Below are 21,437 nucleotides of genomic sequence, written 5' to 3'. Positions count from 1 at the left end.
GGGCGGCTCTATTCGCGGGGGCGTCAGTAAAAGCGGCCTTACGCCAGGCCTAGTACCTTGAAGACAAAACCGTACTCCAGCGCTACATCGCGCAGCCCTTGGTAGCGACCACTCATGCCGCCATGGCCTGCGCCCAACTCCGTCTTGAGCAGCAGCAGGTTGTCGTCGGTCTTGGTCGCCCGCAGCTTCGCCACCCATTTGGCGGCTTCCCAGTACTGCACGCGACTGTCGTTGTAGCCGGCAATCACCAGCAGGGCGGGGTAGGCCTGAGCCTTGATGTTCTCATAGGGGGCGTAGGCCTTGATTCGCGCGTAGACATCGGGGTCTTCAGGGTTGCCCCACTCGTCGTACTCGGTAACGGTCAATGGCAGATCCGGGTCAAGCATGGTGTTGAGCACATCGACGAACGGCACTTCGGCAATGGCGGCCTTGAACAGGTCCGGGCGCTGGTTGAGCACCGCCCCGATCAGCAGGCCGCCAGCACTACCACCGCTGATGACCAGTTGCTCGGCGTGCGTGACGTTGCTGGCAATCAGGTGTTCGGCGCAGGCGATGAAATCACTGAACGTATTGCCTTTGTGTTCCTGCTTGCCCGCACGGTACCAGGCTTCGCCCAACTCGCCGCCGCCGCGTACATGGGCAATGGCAAAAGCCACGCCGCGTTCAAGCAGGCTCAGGCGAGCGTGAGAGAACCAGGGGTCGAGGCTTTCACCGTAGGCGCCATAACCATACAGATACAACGGTACGGGTTTGCCGACGTCCTGGCGGCGTTGAACCAGGCTGATCGGCACGCGCGTGCCGTCGGCGGCAGTGGCCCACAGGCGCTGGCTGACATAGTCGTCGGCATCGAACGGGCCCAGTACGGGGGTTTGCTTGAGAACCTGCTGCGCACCGTTTGCCAGTTCCAGCTGTCTGACCTGTGCCGGCCGATTGAGTGCCTCGTAGCGCAGGCGGATGCGTGTGCTGGTGAACTCCAGGCTGTCCTGCACATACAGGCTGTAGGCGGCATCGGGCAATTCGACGCGGTAGGTGGCAAGCCCTTGCGGCTGTACTTCGATGATGGGCAGGCCGCCTTCACGCAGGCTCAGGGTGAGGGCGCTGGCATTGAGGGTAAAGCCTTCAAGCATCACGTGGTCGCGATGAGGGATCAGCACTTGCCACTGGTCGCGTGTGGGTATGCTGTCGGCCGCTGCGTGGAACAACGCAAAGTTGATGCCGTGCTGGTTACTGCGGATAAACCAGTGCCATTCGCCGTCGAGTTGGCCGTGGTCAGGGTAGTACTCATGGTTTTCGACGCGTGGCGCCAGGCATGTGAAGCTCGCTTCAGGATGTTCGGCATCCAGCACCCAGGCTTCGCTGGTGGTCTTGCTGTTGAGCAGCAGGACCAGTTGGCGTTCGGAGCTTGAACGGTAGCAGTTCAGAAAGAAGCGCCCGTCAGCTTCCTCGAACACCGTTTCGGCCTGATTGCTGCCCAGGCGATGACGCAGCAGTTTGTAGGGGCGGTGGGTCTCGTCCAGTTCGGCAAAGAACAGCGTCTGACTGTCGTTGGCCCAGGTCATGCTGCCGTCGCAGTCGTCGAACGGCAGCGCCTGGACTGCGCCATTGCTCAGCTCTTTGACGTACAGGGTATAAACCTCATCGCCGCTGGTATCCAGGCTGTAGGCCAGGCGCTGGTGGTCGGGGCTGACATTGAACGCACCCAGTGACAGGAAGCCGCCATTGGCCAGGCTGTTGGGGTCGAGCAGGAGTTCTTCGCGGCTTTCGTCTACGGTCGGCGAGTCGTCAGCCGGGCGTGGGCAGCGATAGTGGCGTGGGTACTCGTCGCCGGCGGTGGTACGGGTGTAGTAAAGGTACGGCCCCCAAGGTGAGGCCAGCGACAGATCGGTTTCCTTGATCCGGCCCTTGATCTCCAGGAACAGTTGCTCGCGCAGTTCAGCCTGGTCAGCGAGTTGTGCTTGCTGGTAGGTATTCTCGGCTTCCAGGTAGGCCATGACCTCGGGCGTGTCACGTTCCTGCAGCCAGGCGTAAGGGTCGCTGCCGACAGCTTTGTGAGCCACGGGGGCGTTGGAAACAGGGGAAACGGTGGGCATCGGGAGTTCTCTTGGCAGATCGGCAGCGAGGCCGGTTTAGACAGGGGGCGCCGGCACGCGGAAAAATCGTTATCATAAGCGTCTATTTGCCTAGCTTGCCACGGACGCCATGACCGAGAACGATTATCTGCTCGCCTGGGGCCTTTATGCCTTCGCTGCCTTGGGCTGCCTGTTGGTTTGGTTTCGCCTGACCCGCTGGATGTGGCGCTGGTTGCGCGAGCCACTGCGGGTGGTCGTCGCGGTGTTGCTGTTCACCCCGACCATTGTCGACCCAGGGCGCGACCTGTTCGCCCCGGCAATTGCCATCAGTGCCCTGGACCTGGCTTTCAAGGTCGGCAGCAATGTGCTGCGCGCCGCGTCTGACCTGGCCATGTACGGCATGTTTGCCTTTGTCGCCTATCTGCTGTTCGTACTGGTGCGCTGGCCGCTTGAGCGCAGCGCCCGTGCTCGCCGTGAAGCTGCCGAAGCGGCTGCCCAGCAGCGTGCCAAGGCACTTGAAGAGCAGGACGAACCGTTCGCCAGCCCCGACCCAGGCCGTTACCGCAACGACCCACCTGCCAGCAGTGGCCCGCTCCGGGTTGAACCACGCCTCTAACGCCTGCCTCAGAAGCGAGAACCGAGCATGTGTGAATTGTTGGGCATGAGCGCCAATGTGCCGACTGATATCGTTTTCAGCTTCACCGGGCTGATGCAGCGCGGTGGCCGCACTGGCCCTCACCGCGATGGCTGGGGTATCGGCTTTTACGAGGGGCGTGGCTTGCGCCTGTTTCAGGACCCTGCGGCAAGTTGTGAGTCGGAAGTGGCCAACCTCGTGCAGCGCTACCCGATCAAGAGCGAAGTGGTCATCGGGCATATTCGCCAGGCCAACGTCGGTAAGGTCTGCCTGTCCAATACCCACCCGTTCGTTCGTGAGTTGTGGGGGCGCAACTGGTGTTTTGCCCACAACGGCCAGTTGGCGGGTTTCCAGGCCTTGACCACCTTCTACCGCCCGGTGGGTGATACTGACAGCGAGGCGGCGTTCTGCGATGTGCTGAACCGCGTGCGCGAGGCGTTCCCCGAGCCGGTCGAGGTCGAGCAACTGCTGCCGGTGCTGGTGGCCGCCTGCGACGAGTACCGCAGCAAAGGCGTTTTCAATGGCTTGCTCAGTGATGGTGACTGGCTGTTCTGCTATTGCTCGACCAAACTGGTGCACATCACCCGGCGCGCACCTTTTGGTCCCGCTCGGTTGAAAGATGTCGACATGATTGTCGATTTTCAGGCTGAAACGACGCCCAATGACGTTGTTACGGTCATCGCCACCGAAGCGCTCACCGAGAATGAAACCTGGCACCGTTACGAACCCGGGCAGTGGGGGCTCTGGCGGCGTGGAGAATGTATCGCTCAAGGCCGGACGGAATAAGGATCATCATGCTCAGGAGCTACTTGCGGCTATTGTTGTTTACCTGTGGTTTGCTGCTGGGTGTACAGGTACCCGGTTTGATCAATGACTACAGCCAGCGGGTGCAGGCGCACCTGTTGGAGTCGCGTGAAGGGCTAAAGGGCTTTGAACAGACCGCACAGCGTTTCTTCAATGGCGATCTGCAGGCCTTGGTGCGGCATTACCGGGCCAGTGACGACCCGGTTTTCCACAGTGATGCAGACAGTATCGACAGTCTGCTCGGTCGCAACCGCCTGCTTGAGGGCGAATGGCAGATCCTGCAGGGGCCGTGGCTGACCCGTACCTGGCATGTGCTGGTGGCTGCCGATGCTCAATTACGTGACGAAACCCTGAAGGGCTACAGCTATCAGGTCTTGCTGGTACCCGAGGCGATTGCCTGGGGCCTGGGTTGCGCGTTGTTGCCAGCATTGCTGCTGGAGAGTTTCCTGTTGTTGCTCGGCTGGGTGTTGTTGGGTGGTCGGCGCAAGCCGGTGCAGCCAAGCTGGCGTTAAACCCTCACGGTGTGCAGCGCTCCGGCGTGGCTTGCGTAACGCTCCAGTACGTTGCGGCACAGGGCGATGACTTCATCCACCCGTCGCGCATTTGCCGCAATGTCTCATGGCGTAGTGATCCTGGCAGCATTGAGCCTGCCAGAAACGCGCGGCAAAGAGCCTGAAGCGCGTCAAGGTAGGGGCCAGAAGAGATGGACGAAGGAGCAACGCGTGTGAGCCGCCTGTTACTCAATTGCGACATGGGTGAAAGCTTTGGTAGCTGGACCATGGGCCTGGATGCCGAGGTCATGCCCTTTATCGACTGCGCCAACATTGCCTGTGGTTTTCACGCCGGCGACCCAGGAATCATGCGCAAGACTGTAGCCTTGGCCGTAGCCCATGGCGTGACCATCGGTGCCCACCCGGCGTATCCGGATCTGGTCGGTTTCGGTCGCCGCTCTATGGCATGCAGTGCCGAGGAAGTTCGCGATCTGTTGCACTACCAGATCGGTGCGCTGGAGGGGATTTGCCGGGCGCAGGGCACCCGGGTGGCTTACGTCAAGCCCCATGGGGCGCTCTACAACGACATGATGGCCGATCCGCTGACGTTGCGTGCGGTGCTGGAGGCTGTCGCGGCCTACGATCGGCAATTGCCCCTGATGCTGATGGCCACTGCCGATGACAGCGAGGCCCAGGCGTTGGGCCGCGAGTGTGGTGTGACGGTGTGGTTCGAGGCATTTGCTGACCGGGCTTACGACCCAAGCGGTCGACTGGTGTCGCGGCGTTTGCCGGGTGCTGTGCATCATGATCCTGCGCGGATTGTCGAGCAGGCGTTGCGCCTGGCGCGTGGCGAGGCACTGACGGCCAGTGATGGCAGCCAGGTGCTGCTCAAGGCCCAGACCCTTTGCGTGCATGGGGATAATGACAGCTCGGTGGCGGCCGTACGGCAGATCCGTCAGGCCCTCGATGCGCTGGTGGTGGCATGAAACTGCGGGTCGAAGTGGTCGCAGTCGACAGTCTGATGGTGCGGTTGTTCGATGTCATTGACGAAGCCAACATGCCCTGGATGCTGGCAGCACGCCAGCGATTGCAGGCCGCCTTTGGCGGGCGTCTTGTCGATCTGGTGCCGTCCTATACCACGTTGATGGTGCAATTTGACCTGCTGCAAATGTCCCCCACTGAGGCGCGTAGCTGTATTGAGCAGGCACTGGCGGATGTACAGCCTGACAATGGCGGCGCTGGTCGGCGCCATGAAATACCGGTGTGGTATGACCCCAGTGTCGGTCCGGAGTTGGCATTGCTGGCGCAGCGCAGTGGCAAGTCACTGGCCGAGGTGATTCGCCTTCACAGCGAGCGTGAGTATCAGGTGTTCGCGTTGGGCTTTGCACCGGGTTTTGCGTTTATGGGGTTGGTCGATGAGTGCCTGGCGGCCCCGCGTCTGGCAACCCCGCGCAAGCGCGTGGCCGCCGGCAGTGTGGGGATCGCCGAGCGCCAGACTGCGGCCTATCCGGCCGTATCGCCAGGTGGCTGGAACCTGATCGGGCGTACGCCAAGCGCGCTGTTTGACCGTGATCGCGATGGCTACAGCCTGTTGCAGCCTGGGGATCGGGTGCGTTTTGTGCCTGTCGACCATGGGACATTCATGCGCCTGGGTGGTGACGACACGCCATTGGAGGCGCAGGTATGAGCCGATTGATCATTGAGGCCAGCACGCCGTTGTGTCTATTGCAGGATGCCGGGCGCTTTGGCATGCGCCATTTGGGCGTCACTCAGGGCGGTGCGCTGGATTGGGTCTCGATGCGCTGGGCCAACTGGCTACTGGGTAATGCCGTTGATGCCCCGGTGGTTGAAATCACCTTGGGTGGGTTCAGCCTGATTGCTGAACAGGACGCTTGCCTGGCGTTGGCGGGGGCTGACCTGGATGCGCGGCTGGACGGCCAACCGCTGACGCCATGGCGCAGCTTCATGATGAGAAAGGGGCAGCGCTTACGCTTTAACCAGCCATTGTCGGGGGCGCGGGCTTACCTGGCAGCACCAGCCGGCTTTGTCGCGCCATTGGTGTTGGGAAGCTGTGCTTGCGTGGTACGTGAAGGGTTGGGTGGCCTGGACGGTTTTGGGACTCCCTTGGTCGAGGGCGAGTACCTGACCTATACAGGCGTGGCGCCAGGCCTGCGGGAAGTTTCTGTTCAACAACGCCCGGACCTGCGCAGCAATGCACCGCTGGATATGGTGCTGGGCGCACAGATCGGCAGTTTCAGTGGCCAGAGCCTGTTCGATGCATTCAATGCGGCGTGGGTTCTTGACCGTCGTGCAGACCGGATGGGCATTCGTCTGCTTGGCCCCGCCTTGCAGTACCAGGGCGAACCAATGATTTCCGAGGGCATTCCCTTGGGCGCGGTGCAGGTACCGCCGGACGGTCAGCCCATTGTGCTGCTCAATGATCGGCAGACCATTGGCGGCTATCCGCGCCTGGGGGCGCTGACGCCCTTGGCGTTGGCGCGACTGGCACAGTGCGTGCCGGGAAACGTCGTCACCTTCAGGCCGGTGCTGCAGGTACAGGCATACGAGCAGCAGGTGGCGTTTCTGCGTCAGTTCGAGTCAATGCCCGTCGCCAGGTGCGGGGCCGGGCAGCCCTGACTTACTTGGACAGAAACCGCATCCCTTCCTCAAGCCCGCGCAAGGTCAGTGGAAACATGCGGTCCTCGATCAACTCACGCACAATGTTGGTCGAGGCCGTATAGCCCCAGGTGTTCTTGGGGTATGGGTTGATCCAGATGAGCTTCTTGTACTTTTCCATGAAGCGTTGCATCCAGACGTAGCCCGCTTCTTCGTTCCAGTGCTCGACGCTGCCACCGGGCTGGGTGATCTCGTAAGGAGCCATGGCCGCGTCACCGACGAACACCACCTTGTAGTCGGCACCGTACTTGTGCAGCAGGTCCATGGTGGCAGTGCGTTCGGAGGTACGGCGCAGGTTGTTCTTCCACACGGATTCGTAGATGAAGTTGTGGAAGTAGTAATACTCAAGGTGTTTGAACTCGGTCTTGCAGGCCGAGAACAGTTCCTCGCAGATCTTCACATGGGCGTCCATGGAGCCGCCAATATCGAACAGCAACAGCAGTTTTACGCTGTTGCGGCGTTCTGGGCGCATCTGGATGTTCAGCAGGCCGGCATCACGAGCGGTATGGTCGATGGTGCCGTCGATGTCCAGTTCGTCGGCTGCCCCCTGGCGAGCGAACTTGCGCAGCCGGCGCAGGGCCAGCTTGATGTTGCGCGTGCCCAGTTCGACCTGGTCGTCGAGGTTCCTGTATTCGCGCTGGTCCCAGACCTTGACCGCTTTGCCCTGACGTTTGCCTGCGTCGCCAATGCGGATGCCTTCGGGGTTGAAGCCACCGGAGCCGAATGGGCTGGTGCCGCCTGTGCCAATCCATTTGTTGCCGCCGGCATGGCGTTCCTTCTGTTCTTCCAGGCGCTTCTTGAATTCCTCGATCAGCTTGTCCAGCCCGCCAAGGGACTGGATCTGAGCGCGTTCTTCGTCGCTGAGCGAGCGCTCGAATTCCTTGCGCAGCCAGTCTTCCGGAATCAGCGCTTCCAGGTGCTGATCGAGGTTTTCCAGGCCCTTGAAGTAGGCCGAGAAGGCGCGGTCGAACTTGTCGAAGTGGCGTTCATCCTTGACCAGTATCGCCCGTGACAGGTAGTAGAACTCGTCCATGTCGGCAAAGGTCACGCCCTGCTTGAGTGCGTTGAGCAAATCAAGCAGCTCGCGTACCGATACCGGTACCTTTGCCGCGCGCATTTCATTGAACAGGTTGAGCAGCATGGCGGTCGCCCCTGATTGGTCTGTGGCAGATCAGCGATTGCCGCGACGGCTCATGAACGCCAGGCGCTCCAGCAGTTGCACGTCCTGCTCGTTCTTGACCAGGGCGCCTGCCAGCGGCGGAATGGCCTTGGTCGGATCGCGCTCGCGCAGCACCGCTTCACCGATGTTGTCGGCCATCAGCAGCTTGAGCCAGTCGACCAGTTCAGACGTAGACGGTTTTTTCTTCAGGCCTGGTACCTTGCGCACGTCGAAAAATACATCGAGTGCTTCACTGACCAGGTCCTTCTTGATGTTGGGGTAGTGCACATCGACGATCTGTTGCAGGGTGTCGCGATCAGGGAAGGCGATGTAGTGGAAGAAGCAGCGACGCAGGAAGGCATCAGGCAGCTCCTTCTCGTTGTTCGAGGTAATGATGATGATCGGGCGCTGCTTGGCCTTGATCGTCTCGTCGGTCTCGTAAACGTAGAACTCCATCTTGTCGAGTTCCTGCAACAGGTCGTTGGGGAACTCGATGTCAGCCTTGTCGATTTCGTCGATCAGCAGAATCACCCGCTCTTCAGACTCGAAAGCCTCCCAGAGCTTGCCCTTCTTCAGGTAGTTGCGAACGTCGTGGACCTTGTCCACACCCAGTTGCGAGTCGCGCAGACGGCTGACCGCATCGTACTCATACAGCCCCTGATGGGCTTTGGTGGTGGACTTGATGTGCCAGGTGATCAGTTTGGCGCCAAAGGACTGGGCCAGTTGTTCGGCGAGCATGGTCTTGCCGGTGCCGGGCTCACCCTTTACCAACAACGGGCGTTCCAGGGTAATCGCCGCGTTGACCGCCAGTTTCAGGTCGTCTGTGGCGACATAAGCGCTGGTGCCTTCGAACTTCATGTAGCGATCCTCTAACGTAGCCCCAGAGGTGCATGGCCCCTGGTGGAAAAATGGTTATCCCCGACTATAACGCGCTGCCCGCGTGGCTGGGAACGCAGACGGAGCATTCAGTCTCTGAATGCTCCGTCAGCTGGTGACTTGCCCAGGGGAATTTGTCTTGCGCAGGGCGTGTGTGGGGCTGGACGCCCATCAGGGGCAGGCTTACCCTTGAAGTTTTCGCACGGTGCCAAAAGGACCCCGCCATGAGCCGCATTTTTGCTGACAACGCGCATTCCATCGGTAATACACCGTTGGTGCAGATCAATCGCATCGCCCCACGCGGAGTGACCGTTCTGGCCAAGATCGAAGGGCGTAACCCTGGCTATTCGGTCAAATGCCGAATTGGCGCGAACATGATTTGGGATGCTGAAGGCAGCGGAAAGCTCAAGCCAGGCATGACCATTGTAGAGCCGACCTCCGGTAACACCGGTATCGGCCTGGCCTTTGTTGCCGCGGCCCGTGGCTACAAACTGGTGCTGACCATGCCGGCATCGATGAGCATCGAGCGTCGCAAGGTGCTTAAGGCATTGGGTGCCGAGCTGGTGTTGACCGAACCTGCCAAGGGCATGAAAGGCGCCATTGAGAAGGCCAACGAAATTGTTGCCAGCGATCCTGCCCTGTACTTTATGCCACAGCAGTTCGATAACCCGGCAAACCCGGCGATCCACGAGAAGACCACCGGTCCGGAGATCTGGAACGATACCGATGGCGCCGTGGATGTCCTGGTAGCAGGTGTCGGTACGGGCGGTACGATCACCGGCGTGTCGAGGTACATCAAGAAAACCAAGGGCAAGGCGATTCTGTCGGTGGCGGTGGAGCCCATCGTGTCGCCGGTCATCACTCAGGCGCTGGCCGGTGAAGAGATCAAGCCCAGCCCGCATAAAATCCAGGGTATAGGCGCAGGCTTCGTGCCGAAGAACCTTGATCTGTCGATGGTCGACCAGGTTGAGCTGGTCAGTGATGAAGAGTCCAAGACCATGGCCCGGCGCTTGATGCAGGAGGAGGGGATCCTGTGCGGTATTTCCTGTGGTGCCGCGATGGCGGCGGCGGTGCGCCTGGCCGAAAAGCCGGAAATGCAGGGCAAGACCATCGTAGTCATCCTGCCTGACTCCGGTGAGCGTTACCTGTCGAGCATGCTCTTCAGTGACCTGTTCACCGATCAGGAAAACCAGCAGTAATACGGCTGTCAGTACCGGTTTGCCTGATCCGCGGCAATATTCGCTGTCGCGCTTTGTTGCACAATCCTTAACAGTGATTGTCCGGCTCTGGTTGTTTTTACCAGGGCCGGATCGGTTTATCATGGCCGATTAATCGGCAGCGATGGCCTGATCGAAATTCCAAGGAGTGTTGCATGACCTTTTCCTTTGTTGCCAAGGCAGGTGTACTGCTGCTGTTTTTCGGCAGCACGCTCTATGTACATTTGCGTGGCAAGGCGCGTTTGCCGCTGTTGCGTCAGTTCGTTAACCATTCGGCGTTGTTCGCCCCTTATAACGCCTTGATGTACCTGTTTTCCGGGGTGCCGTCCAAGCCCTACCTGGACCGCAACCGTTTCCCGGAGCTGGATGTGCTCAAGGACAACTGGGAAGTGATCCGCGAGGAGGCCATGCACCTCTTCGACGAGGGGTACATTCGCGCAGCCGAGAAAGACAACGACGCTGGTTTCGGCTCGTTCTTCAAGAAAGGCTGGAAGCGTTTCTACCTGAAGTGGTACGACAAGCCGCTGCCGTCAGCCAATGCACTGTGCCCGAAGACCGTTGAACTGGTCAGCAGCATTCCCAACGTCAAGGGCGCCATGTTTGCCCTGCTGCCCGGTGGCAGCCACCTGAACCCGCACCGTGACCCCTTTGCCGGTTCCCTGCGTTATCACCTGGGCCTGTCGACGCCCAATTCGGACGACTGCCGGATCTACGTCGATGGTCAGGCATATGCCTGGCGCGACGGTGAAGACGTGATGTTCGATGAGACCTATGTGCACTGGGTGAAAAACGAAACCGATACCACGCGAGTGATCCTGTTCTGTGATATCGAGCGGCCGCTCAGCAGCCCATTGATGACCCGTATCAATCGCAGTGTCAGCGCGTTTCTGGGCCGTGCGACTGCCCCGCAGAACACCGATGACGAGCGTGTGGGCGGTATCAACCAGGCCTATGCCTGGAGCAAGCGTTTCAGTAACGTCATCAGCGGCAAGGTCAAGCAGTTCAAGCGGGCCAATCCAAAAGCCTATCGGGTCATGCGCCCGGTGCTGGCGGTAGTCGTTGCCTACCTGTTGTACCGCTGGTTGTTCTGACCCCTTGCGCGGTCACCGGGTGCTGACTATAGTCAGGCCCGGTAAGGCCGTGTGTCTTCCTTTATCCCCCTATTGAAGAACTGATCATGCCCACTTCTTGTCCAGCCATTGCATACGCTGCCGCGCACGACGCGGTAGTTGTCGTGCGTGGCGTGCAGCAGCCGGCCATGATCAGTCATTACCCACCACCTGTCAGTGGCGTTCCAGGGTGCCTCGTAGCACCTCCAGGCGTGGTTGTCGTAGTGGGCTGAGCAGCGCGTGCTGCGACATCCCCGATTACGCCTGAACACTACTGAAACCGGTTAGCTGTCCCTTTGCGGCGGCACCGTTCGGCTTACTTGCCCGAATACAGGTGGCAATTCATGTCTGTTATCTCGAAAGAATCCGTGGCCGCGGCGGCCACTACCAGCCTGTTCGTCCTGCTCTGGAGCAGTGGCGCGATTGTTTCCAAGTGGGGGCTGGCCCACGCAAGCCCCTTTGCCTTTCTGCTGATCCGTTTTGTCATCGCCCTGGCAGGCTTACTGCTGCTTGGTCCTTTGTTGAAATTACGTTGGCCGCAAGGCCGGCGCGCATGGTTGCAGGCGATTGCAACGGGTTGCGTGCTGCTTGGCGCTTATCAGATTTTCTACCTGTTGGCCCTGGACGGTCACGTTACGCCCGGTGTCATGGCCACTGTCATGGGCGTACAGCCGATTCTCACCATCGTGCTGATGGAGCGTCAGCGCTCCTGGAACCGGCTGTTCGGCCTGTGCCTGGGCTTGGTCGGGCTGGTAATGGTGGTTTATCAGGGCATAGGCCTGGGAGGCGTGTCGCTTGCCGGCATGTGTTTTGCGCTGCTGGCGCTGGCGAGCATGACCTTGGGAACGATCATGCAAAAACGTATCACCGCTAATCCATTGGGGACATTGCCGCTGCAGTACCTGGCGGGGTTGCTGCTGTGCGCGGTGTTCGCCCCCTTCCAGCCGCTGCATATCGATCCGGGCAGTGACTTGTTGCTGTCGGTGCTGTGGATGGGATTAGTGGTTTCGGTGTTTGCCACCTTGCTGCTCTACCGGTTGATCGCCGGGGGGAATCTGGTGAATGTCACCAGTTTGTTCTATCTGGTACCGGCGGTGACCGCCATCATGGATTACCTGATCTTTGGTAACCGACTGGCATTGCTGAGCGTACTGGGCATGGGACTGATCGTTATCGGCTTGCTGTTCGTCTTCCGCAAACCGGCCCATGCGCCTCAGTCAGGCAGGGTTGAAGAGGCCTAGCGGCAACTGATGTTTGGCGCGGCGTACAGGCAGCAGCAGTACGCCGCGCTTGGCAATGCACTCAACGACTGGGTACAGGTCTTTACCTGATCACGCTGGGCTTGAGCACCAGCCACAAGGCCAGCGCAATCAATGCGCCACCATACAGGTGTGCGGCAGACAATGGTTCGTCCAGTAACCAGGCTCCCCAGAGTACGCCAAACGCGGGAATCATGAAGGTCACGGTTGACGACTTGACTGGGCCGATCTCGCTGAGCAGGCGGAAGTACACGATGTAGGCAAAGGCGGTGCAGACCAGCCCCAGGCCCAGCAGCGATAACCAGACCTCCCAGCCGCCCCAGTTGGCCGGTGGCTGGGTCATGACGCTGTAGCCGAACAGGGGCAACAGCAGCAGCGTGGCGCCGAGCATGCTGCCCAGCGCTGAAAGGCGGCTGTCCAACCCGCCTTGTTGATCGAGCCAGCGTCGGGCGAGAAAACCCGCGAAGCCGTAGCAGGTGGTTGCCGCCAGGCAGGAGAGGGCACCTTGCAGCAGGTTCAGATCGAAGGCTACCGGTCCGGCGCCACTGAGAACGCCTACGCCGAACAGGCCCAGAAAAATACCGGCGAGTTTGCTCGGTGTCATGGGCTCGCGAAAGAACAATGCACCGATCAATACGCCCATCAGGGGCGTGGTGGCATTGAATATGGCCGAATATCCAGCTGGCAGCGCCTGCGCCGCGATGGAGTACAGGGTTGCCGGAATGCCTGAGTTCACCATGCCCAACACAAGGCAAGCCTTGAACTTGCCGTGAAAGTTCCAGTCCACCCGCAGCACTGCAAGGATCATCAGCAGGCCGGCACAGGCAATCGAAACACGGAGGAACGCCGTGGGCACAGTGCCCAGTACTGGCGCGATAATGCGCATGAACAGAAAGCTGGCCCCCCACACGGCAGCGAGGGTCAGCAGGCGGGTCAGGGCGATAGGGCTCACGAGGGTCTCCGGTCCTTGGTGCGGGCCGCGAGTTTACGGTAAATGGTCAATGGTCTCGCTCTGTTTCTTGCGCTGTATTTCGGAACGGATCATGTCGTTCGCGCGTGCCGGGTGCAGTAGCGTGGTCCGCCACGTGGTAATGCGTTGGCATAGGCCGTACACAGGCGTACCGCTTCAGGTCTATTTGCTACCTTTTGGCCGAAGTATCGGGGCGAGGAGTCTTTTCGTCCTGCAGGAGACTGACCTAAGCTCAGGCTTTATCCATCACACCGAGGTTCTTGTATGCCCCAGCCATGGCCGGCCGCTGATATTGCCCGGATGATCCTCGAAGGTTTCGACGACTACCGTGAGCATTTCCGTTGTATTACCGACGGTGCCCGCAGTCGTTTTGAACAGGCCCAGTGGCAGCAAACGCAAAGCGCTTCGGCGGCACGGATCAACCTTTACGAAGACAAGGTCAGTGAGGTCAGCCAGCGCCTGCACCAGGCGTTTACCGATGAGGTGCTACTGGATGTCGGCTATTGGCCATTGGTCAAAAGTGCCTACATCAACCTGATTGACCCACGATTGGACGATGAGCTCTCCGAAACCTGGTACAACTCGATCTTCTGCAGCTTGTTCAGCCACGACCTGATCAGCGATGGTTGCATGTTCATCCATACCACCCGACCGTCGCTGCGTAGTCACGAGCGGGCAGCGCAAACGCGTATCTACCGCCCTGAGGGGCATTTGGCGGACATGCTTGCGCGTATCTTTGCCGAGTACTCGTTTGACGTGCCCTATGCAGACCTGGGGGGCGATCTGGCGCGGCTTGAAGCGCAACTGCGTGAAAACCTGCCGGATTGGGTGTGCAAGGACCCGCAGCTTCAGGTCGAGCTGTTTTCCTCGGTGCTCTACCGCAACAAGGGCGCTTATCTGGTTGGACGGATTTTTACCCAGGATGAGCAATGGCCCTTGGTGATCCCGCTGCTGCACCGTGAAGGTCATGGTATCGAGATCGATGCATTGATCACCGATGAGGCAGACGTTTCGATCATCTTCTCCTTTACCCGTTCATATTTCATGGTGGATGTACCGGTACCCGCCGAGTTCGTGGGCTTTCTCAAACGTATTCTTCCGGGCAAGCACATCGCTGAGTTGTACACCTCGATTGGCTTTTACAAGCATGGAAAGTCGGAGTTCTACCGGGCACTGATCAACCATCTGGCCAGCACCGACGACCGCTTTATCATGGCGCCAGGGGTGCGTGGCATGGTGATGAGCGTGTTTACCCTGCCGGGCTTCAATACGGTGTTCAAGATCATCAAGGACCGATTCTCGCCCTCCAAGAGTGTCGATCGGGCCACGGTGATCGAGAAGTACCGCCTGGTGAAGAGTGTCGATCGTGTCGGGCGCATGGCCGACACCCAGGAGTTTGCCGATTTTCGCTTCCCACTGAGTAAATTCGAGCCCGAGTGCCTGGCTGAACTGCTGGAGGTGGCGCCGTCTACCGTCGAGGTGCATGGGGATACCGTACTGATTCGCCACTGCTGGACTGAGCGACGCATGACCCCGCTCAACCTCTACCTGGAAAATGCCAACGATGCCCAGGTGCGTGAAGCGTTGGAGGATTACGGTCTGGCCATCAAGCAGTTGGCGGCGGCGAACATTTTTCCGGGTGACATGCTGCTGAAAAACTTTGGCGTGACGCGTCATGGCCGGGTGGTGTTCTACGACTACGATGAAATCTGCTTTCTGACCGAGGTCAATTTCCGTTACATCCCGCCGCCGCGCTTCCCTGAGGATGAGATGGCCTCTGAGCCCTGGTATTCCATTGGTCCGCTGGATGTATTCCCTGAAGAGTTTCCGCCGTTCCTGTTTGCCGACAGTGCCCAGCGTCGCCTGTTCAGCCAACTGCATGGCGAACTCTATGATGCCGATTACTGGAAAGGCCTGCAGGAAGCGATCCGTGCGGGCAAAGTGATCGACGTCTTCCCGTACCGCCGCAAATGCCGCGAAGCGTGAGTCAGGCGCCTGCTTTCAGGCATTTGAGCTGGCTGAAATCCTGTTGCACCTGCGCCAGCTTTTTCTCCAGGTGCTGCCGCTGATAGGGGCTGCTTTGAGCCATCAGGTCGACCAACAGGCTGCGGGTCGCGGCTTCGTTCTGTTGGTAGGCCTGGCGGTACTCGGGTGTCCAGACGCTTTCCCGGTCGATCAGCAAGCGCTCCAGGTGCTCTGGAAAGGTTGCTGACCGGCGTTGTTCCACGGCTGCACTGAATTGCGCCTGCCATTGCGCGCGGTTGGTGATCCAGGCGTTACCTCGTGCGCCCAGTGAATTCGCCCACTGCATGACCCGCAACTGCTGTTGTGAGTTGAGTTCACCCAGCCAGGGCGTCAGGCGCTTTTCCATGCGTCGGGTCCGTTGAGCGACCTGTTTATCGAATGGCGTGCTGGCATAGATTTGCTGTTTTTCGCGGATATCTTCGGCGAACGTCTCACGCATGGCGCGTACCTGTTCATCATCCAGTGCGCGCAGCAACTCTACGGCCGAGGGCGTAATCTGCTTGGCCACATCGTTGATGGCATGCTTGATTTCATTGGTCCGAGCCTGCAATTGCACCTCGGACACCTGATTGCTGGCCACCATCGTCTTTACTCGATCAAGCCATTCAAGGTAACCCGGCAACTGAGTGCGGCAGTGCCAGCTCAAGTGAGTCTTGAGGCGCTGTTTAAGCCAGGCTTTCTGTTCACGGCTCATGTCCAGGTAGTCGTTCAGCGACCAGGGCACGAGGATATCGAGGTTGCGGTAGGCCAGATCAATACGGTTGCAGGCTACCAGCAACACACCACAGAGTACTGGCAGCAGGAGCGCGCGCAGGTACTTGGACAAATGGGCGTACATGAGCAGATCCTTGCAAGGGCGTGCCATTTCTTTATAGAACAGGCAGGCCCTCTTGCGGAGCTCGCGGGTACGAACGGTTGAAAGAGGCCTTCAGTGACCGGGCGGAGCCTCTGGTTCAGGTGTAGAATACCGGCCTCGCAACGAGGATTTTCGGACATGGCTTTAGTTGGGCGTTACAACAGTTTGCAAGTGGTAAAGCATACGGACTTCGGTCTGTACCTGGACGGTGGAGCAGACGGCGAGATCCTCTTGCCCAATCGCTACATCCCCAAGGACACGCCCACTGAAGTTGAAGATTGGCTCAACGTCTTCGTCTATCTGGACAGTGAAGACAAGCTGATCGCCACCACCGAGAAGCCCAAGGTACAGGTTGGCGAGTTCGCCAGCCTGAAGGTGGTCGAGATCAACAGCATTGGCATTTTCCTCGACTGGGGCCTGCCCAAGGACCTGTTGATGCCGTACTCCGAGGAAAAGCATCCGCTACGCGCCGGCGATTACTGCGTGGTGCATGTCTACTTGGATAAACGCACCCGCCGTATTACAGCGACTTCACGCCTGGACCGTTACCTGGACAAGGTGCCGGCCAACTACAAGGTGGGGCAGCAGGTCGATCTGTTGGTCGCCGGCGAGACGCCCATGGGCTTCAAGGCGATCATCGACAACAAGCACTGGGGCCTTATCCACAAGAACGAAGTGTTCAAGTTCCTGCGTTCCGGCAAGCAGGAGAAGGGCTACATCAAGGAACTGCGCAGCGACGGCAAGATCGCCCTCAGCCTGCAGCCAATAGGTCAGCAGGCTGTTAACAGCCTGCACGACCTGATCCTCGACAAGCTCAAGGCGGCCAATGGCGTGTTGCCGGTCAGCGACAAGAGCGACCCGCAACTCATCAGTGATCTGTTCGGGGTCAGCAAAGGCAACTTCAAGAAGGCCATTGGTGCCTTGTACAAGGACGGCCTGATCGTGATTCACGCCGACCGTATCGAACGGGTCTGATCAGCTCTGCAGGAACCGGGCGAAACTGACATTGTTGCCGCCCGGACGCTGATCCTGCAGCCACGCATCGCGGTCCGCGCTCAGTGCCAGGCTGATAGTCGTGCGGCGCTTGTGCGCATTGCGCACCTCCATTTCCTCCAGGCGTGTGCGCAGGAAGCTGGTGGGCACTTTCAGGTGCTGCAGCTGATCGCTTTCCGGGGTGTGCAGCAACAGGTTGATCCAGTCACCCAGGCCGGTGTGCAGGCGCTTCACCGGTACATCAAACCACCAGATGTTGCGCTTGTGATCGAGCACGGCAAACAGGCAGTTGTCGGCGCTCAGCACCGGTGTGCCCAATTGCTGGTTGCGGCGGGCAATAGCGGTGGTCTTGTCGATTTTCATTGCGGGTTCCTACGGGTGACGCTTTGGCACGGTGTCAAAGATGCCGGGCATTTTACGCGTTCCGTGCGTGGCCGGGGTTAATTCCTACGACCTGATTGCTGCAAACCGTGTGGTCATCAGGCGATGTTTTTCTCGGATAGATGACGACCTGTTAATCCCATTTTTTGCGTGATGGCTTTAGGCTATTGTGCGCAAGAAGTTGCGCACTGAAATGTGGATAACCCTGTGTATATATTTATATGAGCCACGTATTTCTTGGTGTACAGAGGAGTGCGCAAGAAGTTGCGCAGCACTGCGCAACTTCTTGCGCACTTTTTCCTGTTTTCCTGTATAAAAAATGATCGTTTTTAGTTGGTTGAGCTGTAAGTGTTTGATTTTGAATAACTTAAAATAATTGGCACGATCCTTGTCAGTAGTTATTTCGCCGCGGGGCGGATTTTGCTCCCGGTTTTAATGACTTTTTAGCAAGGAAAATACCAATGGCTACTCCTGCATACATGTCCGTCGTGGGCACCAAACAAGGCTTGATCACTGACAGTGCCTTTACCGCAGACTCCGTCGGCAACACCTACCAGGAAGGTCATGAGCATGAGGTCATGGTTCAGGGCTTCCAGCACGAAGTGATCATTCCCCGTGACCCGCAATCTGGCCAACCTACAGGTCAGCGCGTGCACAAGCCGGCGGTCGTCACCAAAGTGTTCGATAAGGCTTCGCCGCTGCTGCTGGCCGCTCTGACGTCCGGCGAAGTGCTCAGAAAGGTCGAGGTCAAGTGGTACCGCACCTCGGCGGCCGGCACCCAGGAGCACTACTACACCACCACCCTGGAAGACGCGATCATCGTCGACATCAAGGACTACATGCACAACTGCCAGGACCCGGGCAACGCGCATTTCACGCATCTGCAAGACGTGCATTTCACCTACCGCAAGATCACTTGGACGCATGAGGTTTCGGGTACCTCCGGTTCTGATGATTGGCGCGTGCCGGTTGCTGGCTAAGGCTGATTGATCTTACTGCGCAGCGGGCGGCCCCCAGGCCGTTCGTTGCGCACTGCCTGGCGCTGCCGATACCGCTGACGGAGGAACATTGGATGTTCGCACCGGCCAATCAAACGCATTTCCGCCTGACCATCGAGGGCCTGGAACATGACCTTCAGGTGCTGTCCTTCAAGGGGCAGGAGGCTATCAGTCGGCCCTTCCAATTCGAGCTTGAACTGGTCAGTGAACGACCCTCGCTCGATCTGGAGGGCCTGTTGCACAAACTTGCCTTTTTGCAGTACTCACCCAGTGGGCATGGCATACATGGGCAGATCTATCGTGTTGCCGTGGGTGATGCTGGCAAGCGTCTGACTCGCTATCAGATCACCCTCCGACCGCGACTGTCCTATTTGGCACACCGCATCAACCAACGCATTTTTCAGCACCTGACGGTGCCGCAAATCATTGCCCAGGTGCTTGAAGAGCACGGTATCTTCAGCAACACCTATCGGTTTCACCTGAGTGCGGTGTACCCCGAGCGCGAGTACTGCGTTCAGTACGCCGAGTCTGACCTGCATTTCATCCAGCGTTTGAGTGAAGAGGTTGGCTTGCACTATCACTTCCAGCACAGCGTCGAGGCGCACATGCTGGTGTTTGGTGATGATCAGACCGTATTTCCGGTTATTGCACCTGTGGCCTACCAGCCTGATACAGGCATGGTTGCAGCCGAACCCGTCATCAAACACTTTGGCCTGCAGGTAGAAACCCGTACCAGCCGCGTCACACGGCGTGACTACGACTTCAAGACACCGCGCCTTGAACGTGGGGGCAAGGCCGAAAGCGAGGCCAGACCGGACCTCGAGGACTACGGCTACCCAGGGCGGTTCGACCAGGACAAGCAGGGCGCCCTGTTGGCCAAGCGTGCCCTGGAGCGTCATCGCAGTGATTACCAGCAAGCGCACGGCGACAGTGATCAGCCCTCGTTGGCCTGCGGGCACTTTCTGCGCCTGGCTAAGCATGGCAATCCGGCCTGGAACGACTTATGGCTGTTGACCGAAGTCACCCATGAAGGCCGTCAGCCTCAGGTGCTTGAAGAAGCCATCGCCAGTGATTTTGAGGCCGAGCCCGACGGTTTTCATCAGGGCTACCGTAATCACTTCGTCGCCACGCCTTGGGAAGCCCCGTTCCGTCCACCGCTTGAACATCCCAAACCGAGGTTGCTCGGTACGCAGAGCGCAGTCGTTACCGGTCCCGAAGGTGAAGAGATCTATTGCGATGCTTATGGCCGAGTGAAGGTGCAGTTTTTCTGGGACCGTGAAGGCCAGGCCAACGAGCGCACCAGTTGCTGGATGCGTGTGGCCTCCAACTGGGCCAGCCAGAGTTTCGGGGCTATCTCGTTGCCACGCATTGGCATGGAAGTATTGATCAGCTTCCAGGAGGGGGATCCTGATCGGCCGCTGGTTACCGGTTGTCTGTTTCATGGTGTTCATCTGCCGCCTTACCGGCTGCCTGACTTCAAGACCGTCGCAACGGTCAAGAGCAAGGAGCACAAGGGGAGCCGCAGCAACGAGCTGCGTATTGATGACACTACCCGAGAAATCAGTATTGCGCTGCGCAGTGACCACGGTGCCAGTGCGCTGAACCTGGGCTACCTCACCCATCCCCGGCCCTCGGGCGGTAAGCCGCGGGGGGAAGGCTTTGAGCTGCGTACTGATCGCCACGGTGCCGTCCGCGCCGCCGCAGGCTTGTTGCTGACCACGGAGCCGCGACCACATGAAAGCAAACACCACAACGACCTGCCGGAGACGGTAGAGCGCCTGGTCACCGCCAGCGACCAGCAGGATGGCTTTGCCGATCAAGCCCGCGATGTGCAGGCGCAGGAACATGGCGATCAGGACGAAGTCGCCAAGGCGTTGCAGCGGCAGCACCAAGGCGTATCCGGGCGAGGTGCAGCCACTCAGGGCAGTGAGCTATTTCCAGAGTTTGTCGAGCCGCACCTGGTGCTGGCCAGCCCTGCCGGCATCGCGCTGACCACACCGGGCTCCATGCACTTGGCCGCAGGCGAGCACCTGGCACTCAGCAGTACGGAGCACACCAGTCTGGCGATCGGCAAGCGCCTGCTGGTCAGTGCCAGTCGAGGTATGCGCCTGTTCGTGCAAAGCCTCGGTTGGCGCCTGGTTGCTGCCTCCGGTGATATCGATGTACGAGCCCTGAAGGACAGCATCAACCTGTTGGCAAAGCTCAATGTCACTGCAACCGCTGAGCGCATCACCCTGAAGGCCAAGACTGAGCTGGTGATTCAGGGGGGAGGCAGTGCCACCACCTATAGCGCTGCGGGTATCACCCATACCACCAACGGCCAGTACGCCGCTCATGCCAGCAACTTTGCCCTCATCAGCCCCAAAACCAATGTTGCTGCGTTCCCTGGGGCGCCCGTATCGGCTCCAGGCAGCCTCGAGCTTTTCAACCGCTATGCCAGCCTTCAAGGCATCAAGGCAGGCGGGTTCGAGGTGGCCGATGCGATGGGTAAACCGCTGAAGGGATGCCTTGATGAGATGGGGTTCATGGGTGCTTCGGGAGCGTCTGCAGGTCCCGGAGGCGTGCGGTTCGGCCCAGACCCGTCGAGCAGTTGGTTAGACCCCAGCATTGTTGAAAAGCCGCAGTGGACGCAGGCGCTACCGGAACTCGAGTCGTTGTTGACGGATGTACAGGGGCTGCTCGATCCGGTACTGCCAACACTGGAGAACGGTGTGCTCAAACCGTTCATTGATGGGGTGTTGCCCCTTACTGCCAATGGACTCTCAACGGGTATCACAAACGTCAAACCCGCCCGCAATCTGCCTCAGGATGAGCTCACCTCATGACCGGTCCCACCTCCACGCCACCCCCTCGCGAACCGCAGATCGCGGTCGTTCCGCTCAATACCCTGGCAGTTGAAGACGTCGGCCTCAGCGCCGGG

20 protein-coding genes and 1 pseudogene are annotated in these 21,437 nt (G+C 59.3%); 15 read left to right on the top strand and 6 right to left on the bottom strand.

Features of this window, described 5'->3' with window-relative positions; genetic code table 11:
* Window positions 1-38: 38 nt before the first annotated feature.
* The gene (locus IE038_RS20495) at window positions 39-2,090 is read right to left on the bottom strand and encodes a S9 family peptidase (RefSeq protein WP_189396199.1); all 2,052 of its coding nucleotides are present in this window, start codon (window positions 2,088-2,090) and stop codon (window positions 39-41) included.
* 109 nt (window positions 2,091-2,199) lie between these two features.
* Between IE038_RS20495 and IE038_RS20490 the strand changes: the two genes are divergently transcribed.
* The 7 genes and pseudogenes from IE038_RS20490 to IE038_RS20465 all read left to right on the top strand — a co-directional run bounded on the left by IE038_RS20490 (window position 2,200) and on the right by IE038_RS20465 (window position 6,635).
* A complete protein-coding gene (locus IE038_RS20490) occupies window positions 2,200-2,685 on the top strand; it encodes an MFS transporter (protein ID WP_189396198.1) in 486 nt (161 codons plus the stop codon).
* Window positions 2,686-2,712: 27 nt separating this feature from the next.
* Complete coding sequence (locus IE038_RS20485; protein WP_163932891.1) at window positions 2,713-3,489, top strand: class II glutamine amidotransferase; 777 nt, start codon at window positions 2,713-2,715, stop codon at window positions 3,487-3,489.
* Window positions 3,490-3,497: 8 nt separating this feature from the next.
* Window positions 3,498-4,019, top strand: a complete 522-nt coding sequence (locus IE038_RS20480) for a DUF2937 family protein (RefSeq protein WP_163932888.1) — start codon at window positions 3,498-3,500, stop codon at window positions 4,017-4,019.
* 87 nt (window positions 4,020-4,106) lie between these two features.
* A pseudogene (locus IE038_RS24565) lies at window positions 4,107-4,235 on the top strand (hypothetical protein); the annotation flags it as partial.
* On the top strand, window positions 4,211-4,984 hold the full coding sequence (locus tag IE038_RS20475; protein ID WP_163932886.1) for a 5-oxoprolinase subunit PxpA: 774 nt from the start codon (window positions 4,211-4,213) through the stop codon (window positions 4,982-4,984). The pseudogene IE038_RS24565 and the gene IE038_RS20475, both read left to right, overlap by 25 nt.
* Complete coding sequence (gene pxpB / locus IE038_RS20470; RefSeq protein WP_163932883.1) at window positions 4,981-5,685, top strand: 5-oxoprolinase subunit PxpB; 705 nt, start codon at window positions 4,981-4,983, stop codon at window positions 5,683-5,685. The genes IE038_RS20475 and pxpB overlap by 4 nt, the downstream gene beginning before the upstream one ends.
* On the top strand, window positions 5,682-6,635 hold the full coding sequence (locus IE038_RS20465) for a 5-oxoprolinase subunit C family protein (RefSeq protein WP_163932867.1): 954 nt from the start codon (window positions 5,682-5,684) through the stop codon (window positions 6,633-6,635). The genes pxpB and IE038_RS20465 overlap by 4 nt, the downstream gene beginning before the upstream one ends.
* 1 nt (window position 6,636) lies before the next feature.
* Here the strand turns inward: IE038_RS20465 and IE038_RS20460 are convergent, their stop codons facing one another.
* Together IE038_RS20460 and IE038_RS20455 are read right to left on the bottom strand one after the other, a co-directional pair.
* On the bottom strand, window positions 6,637-7,815 hold the full coding sequence (locus IE038_RS20460; RefSeq protein WP_189396197.1) for a vWA domain-containing protein: 1,179 nt from the start codon (window positions 7,813-7,815) through the stop codon (window positions 6,637-6,639).
* Between the two features lie 30 nt (window positions 7,816-7,845).
* On the bottom strand, window positions 7,846-8,691 hold the full coding sequence (locus IE038_RS20455; RefSeq protein ID WP_065761662.1) for an AAA family ATPase: 846 nt from the start codon (window positions 8,689-8,691) through the stop codon (window positions 7,846-7,848).
* A 242-nt stretch (window positions 8,692-8,933) separates the two neighbouring features.
* Here IE038_RS20455 and cysK point away from each other — a divergent pair, with 242 nt between their 5' ends.
* The 4 genes from cysK to IE038_RS20435 all read left to right on the top strand — a co-directional run bounded on the left by cysK (window position 8,934) and on the right by IE038_RS20435 (window position 12,276).
* Window positions 8,934-9,908: a cysteine synthase A gene (gene cysK / locus IE038_RS20450; protein ID WP_163932865.1), complete on the top strand. Its 975-nt coding sequence runs from the start codon at window positions 8,934-8,936 to the stop codon at window positions 9,906-9,908.
* A 173-nt stretch (window positions 9,909-10,081) separates the two neighbouring features.
* Window positions 10,082-11,017 carry an aspartyl/asparaginyl beta-hydroxylase domain-containing protein gene (locus IE038_RS20445; RefSeq protein WP_189396196.1) on the top strand — a complete coding sequence of 312 codons (936 nt, stop codon included), beginning with the start codon at window positions 10,082-10,084 and terminating at the stop codon, window positions 11,015-11,017.
* 86 nt (window positions 11,018-11,103) lie between these two features.
* The gene (locus IE038_RS20440) at window positions 11,104-11,268 is read left to right on the top strand and encodes a hypothetical protein (RefSeq protein ID WP_189396195.1); all 165 of its coding nucleotides are present in this window, start codon (window positions 11,104-11,106) and stop codon (window positions 11,266-11,268) included.
* Between the two features lie 111 nt (window positions 11,269-11,379).
* Complete coding sequence (locus IE038_RS20435) at window positions 11,380-12,276, top strand: DMT family transporter (RefSeq protein ID WP_189396194.1); 897 nt, start codon at window positions 11,380-11,382, stop codon at window positions 12,274-12,276.
* Between the two features lie 82 nt (window positions 12,277-12,358).
* Here the strand turns inward: IE038_RS20435 and IE038_RS20430 are convergent, their stop codons facing one another.
* Window positions 12,359-13,246 (bottom strand): DMT family transporter, encoded by an 888-nt coding sequence (locus IE038_RS20430; protein WP_163932862.1) that lies wholly within the window; start codon window positions 13,244-13,246, stop codon window positions 12,359-12,361.
* A 282-nt stretch (window positions 13,247-13,528) separates the two neighbouring features.
* Between IE038_RS20430 and aceK the strand changes: the two genes are divergently transcribed.
* The gene (gene aceK / locus IE038_RS20425) at window positions 13,529-15,250 is read left to right on the top strand and encodes a bifunctional isocitrate dehydrogenase kinase/phosphatase (RefSeq protein WP_163932859.1); all 1,722 of its coding nucleotides are present in this window, start codon (window positions 13,529-13,531) and stop codon (window positions 15,248-15,250) included.
* Window position 15,251: 1 nt separating this feature from the next.
* Here the strand turns inward: aceK and IE038_RS20420 are convergent, their stop codons facing one another.
* Window positions 15,252-16,127 (bottom strand): DUF6279 family lipoprotein, encoded by an 876-nt coding sequence (locus IE038_RS20420; RefSeq protein WP_229775706.1) that lies wholly within the window; start codon window positions 16,125-16,127, stop codon window positions 15,252-15,254.
* A gap of 156 nt (window positions 16,128-16,283) precedes the next feature.
* Between IE038_RS20420 and IE038_RS20415 the strand changes: the two genes are divergently transcribed.
* Window positions 16,284-17,120, top strand: a complete 837-nt coding sequence (locus IE038_RS20415) for a CvfB family protein (RefSeq protein ID WP_065761668.1) — start codon at window positions 16,284-16,286, stop codon at window positions 17,118-17,120.
* Here the strand turns inward: IE038_RS20415 and IE038_RS20410 are convergent, their stop codons facing one another.
* Window positions 17,121-17,501 carry a hypothetical protein gene (locus tag IE038_RS20410; RefSeq protein WP_189396193.1) on the bottom strand — a complete coding sequence of 127 codons (381 nt, stop codon included), beginning with the start codon at window positions 17,499-17,501 and terminating at the stop codon, window positions 17,121-17,123.
* A 479-nt stretch (window positions 17,502-17,980) separates the two neighbouring features.
* Between IE038_RS20410 and IE038_RS20405 the strand changes: the two genes are divergently transcribed.
* On the top strand, window positions 17,981-18,499 hold the full coding sequence (locus IE038_RS20405) for an Hcp family type VI secretion system effector (RefSeq protein WP_189396192.1): 519 nt from the start codon (window positions 17,981-17,983) through the stop codon (window positions 18,497-18,499).
* Between the two features lie 92 nt (window positions 18,500-18,591).
* A complete protein-coding gene (locus tag IE038_RS20400; RefSeq protein WP_189396191.1) occupies window positions 18,592-21,342 on the top strand; it encodes a type VI secretion system Vgr family protein in 2,751 nt (916 codons plus the stop codon).
* Window positions 21,343-21,437: the final 95 nt, after the last annotated feature.

This window comes from Pseudomonas laurentiana, assembly GCF_014648275.1.
GTDB lineage: Bacteria > Pseudomonadota > Gammaproteobacteria > Pseudomonadales > Pseudomonadaceae > Aquipseudomonas > Aquipseudomonas laurentiana.
This window is presented reverse-complemented; position numbering and strand designations above follow the sequence as displayed.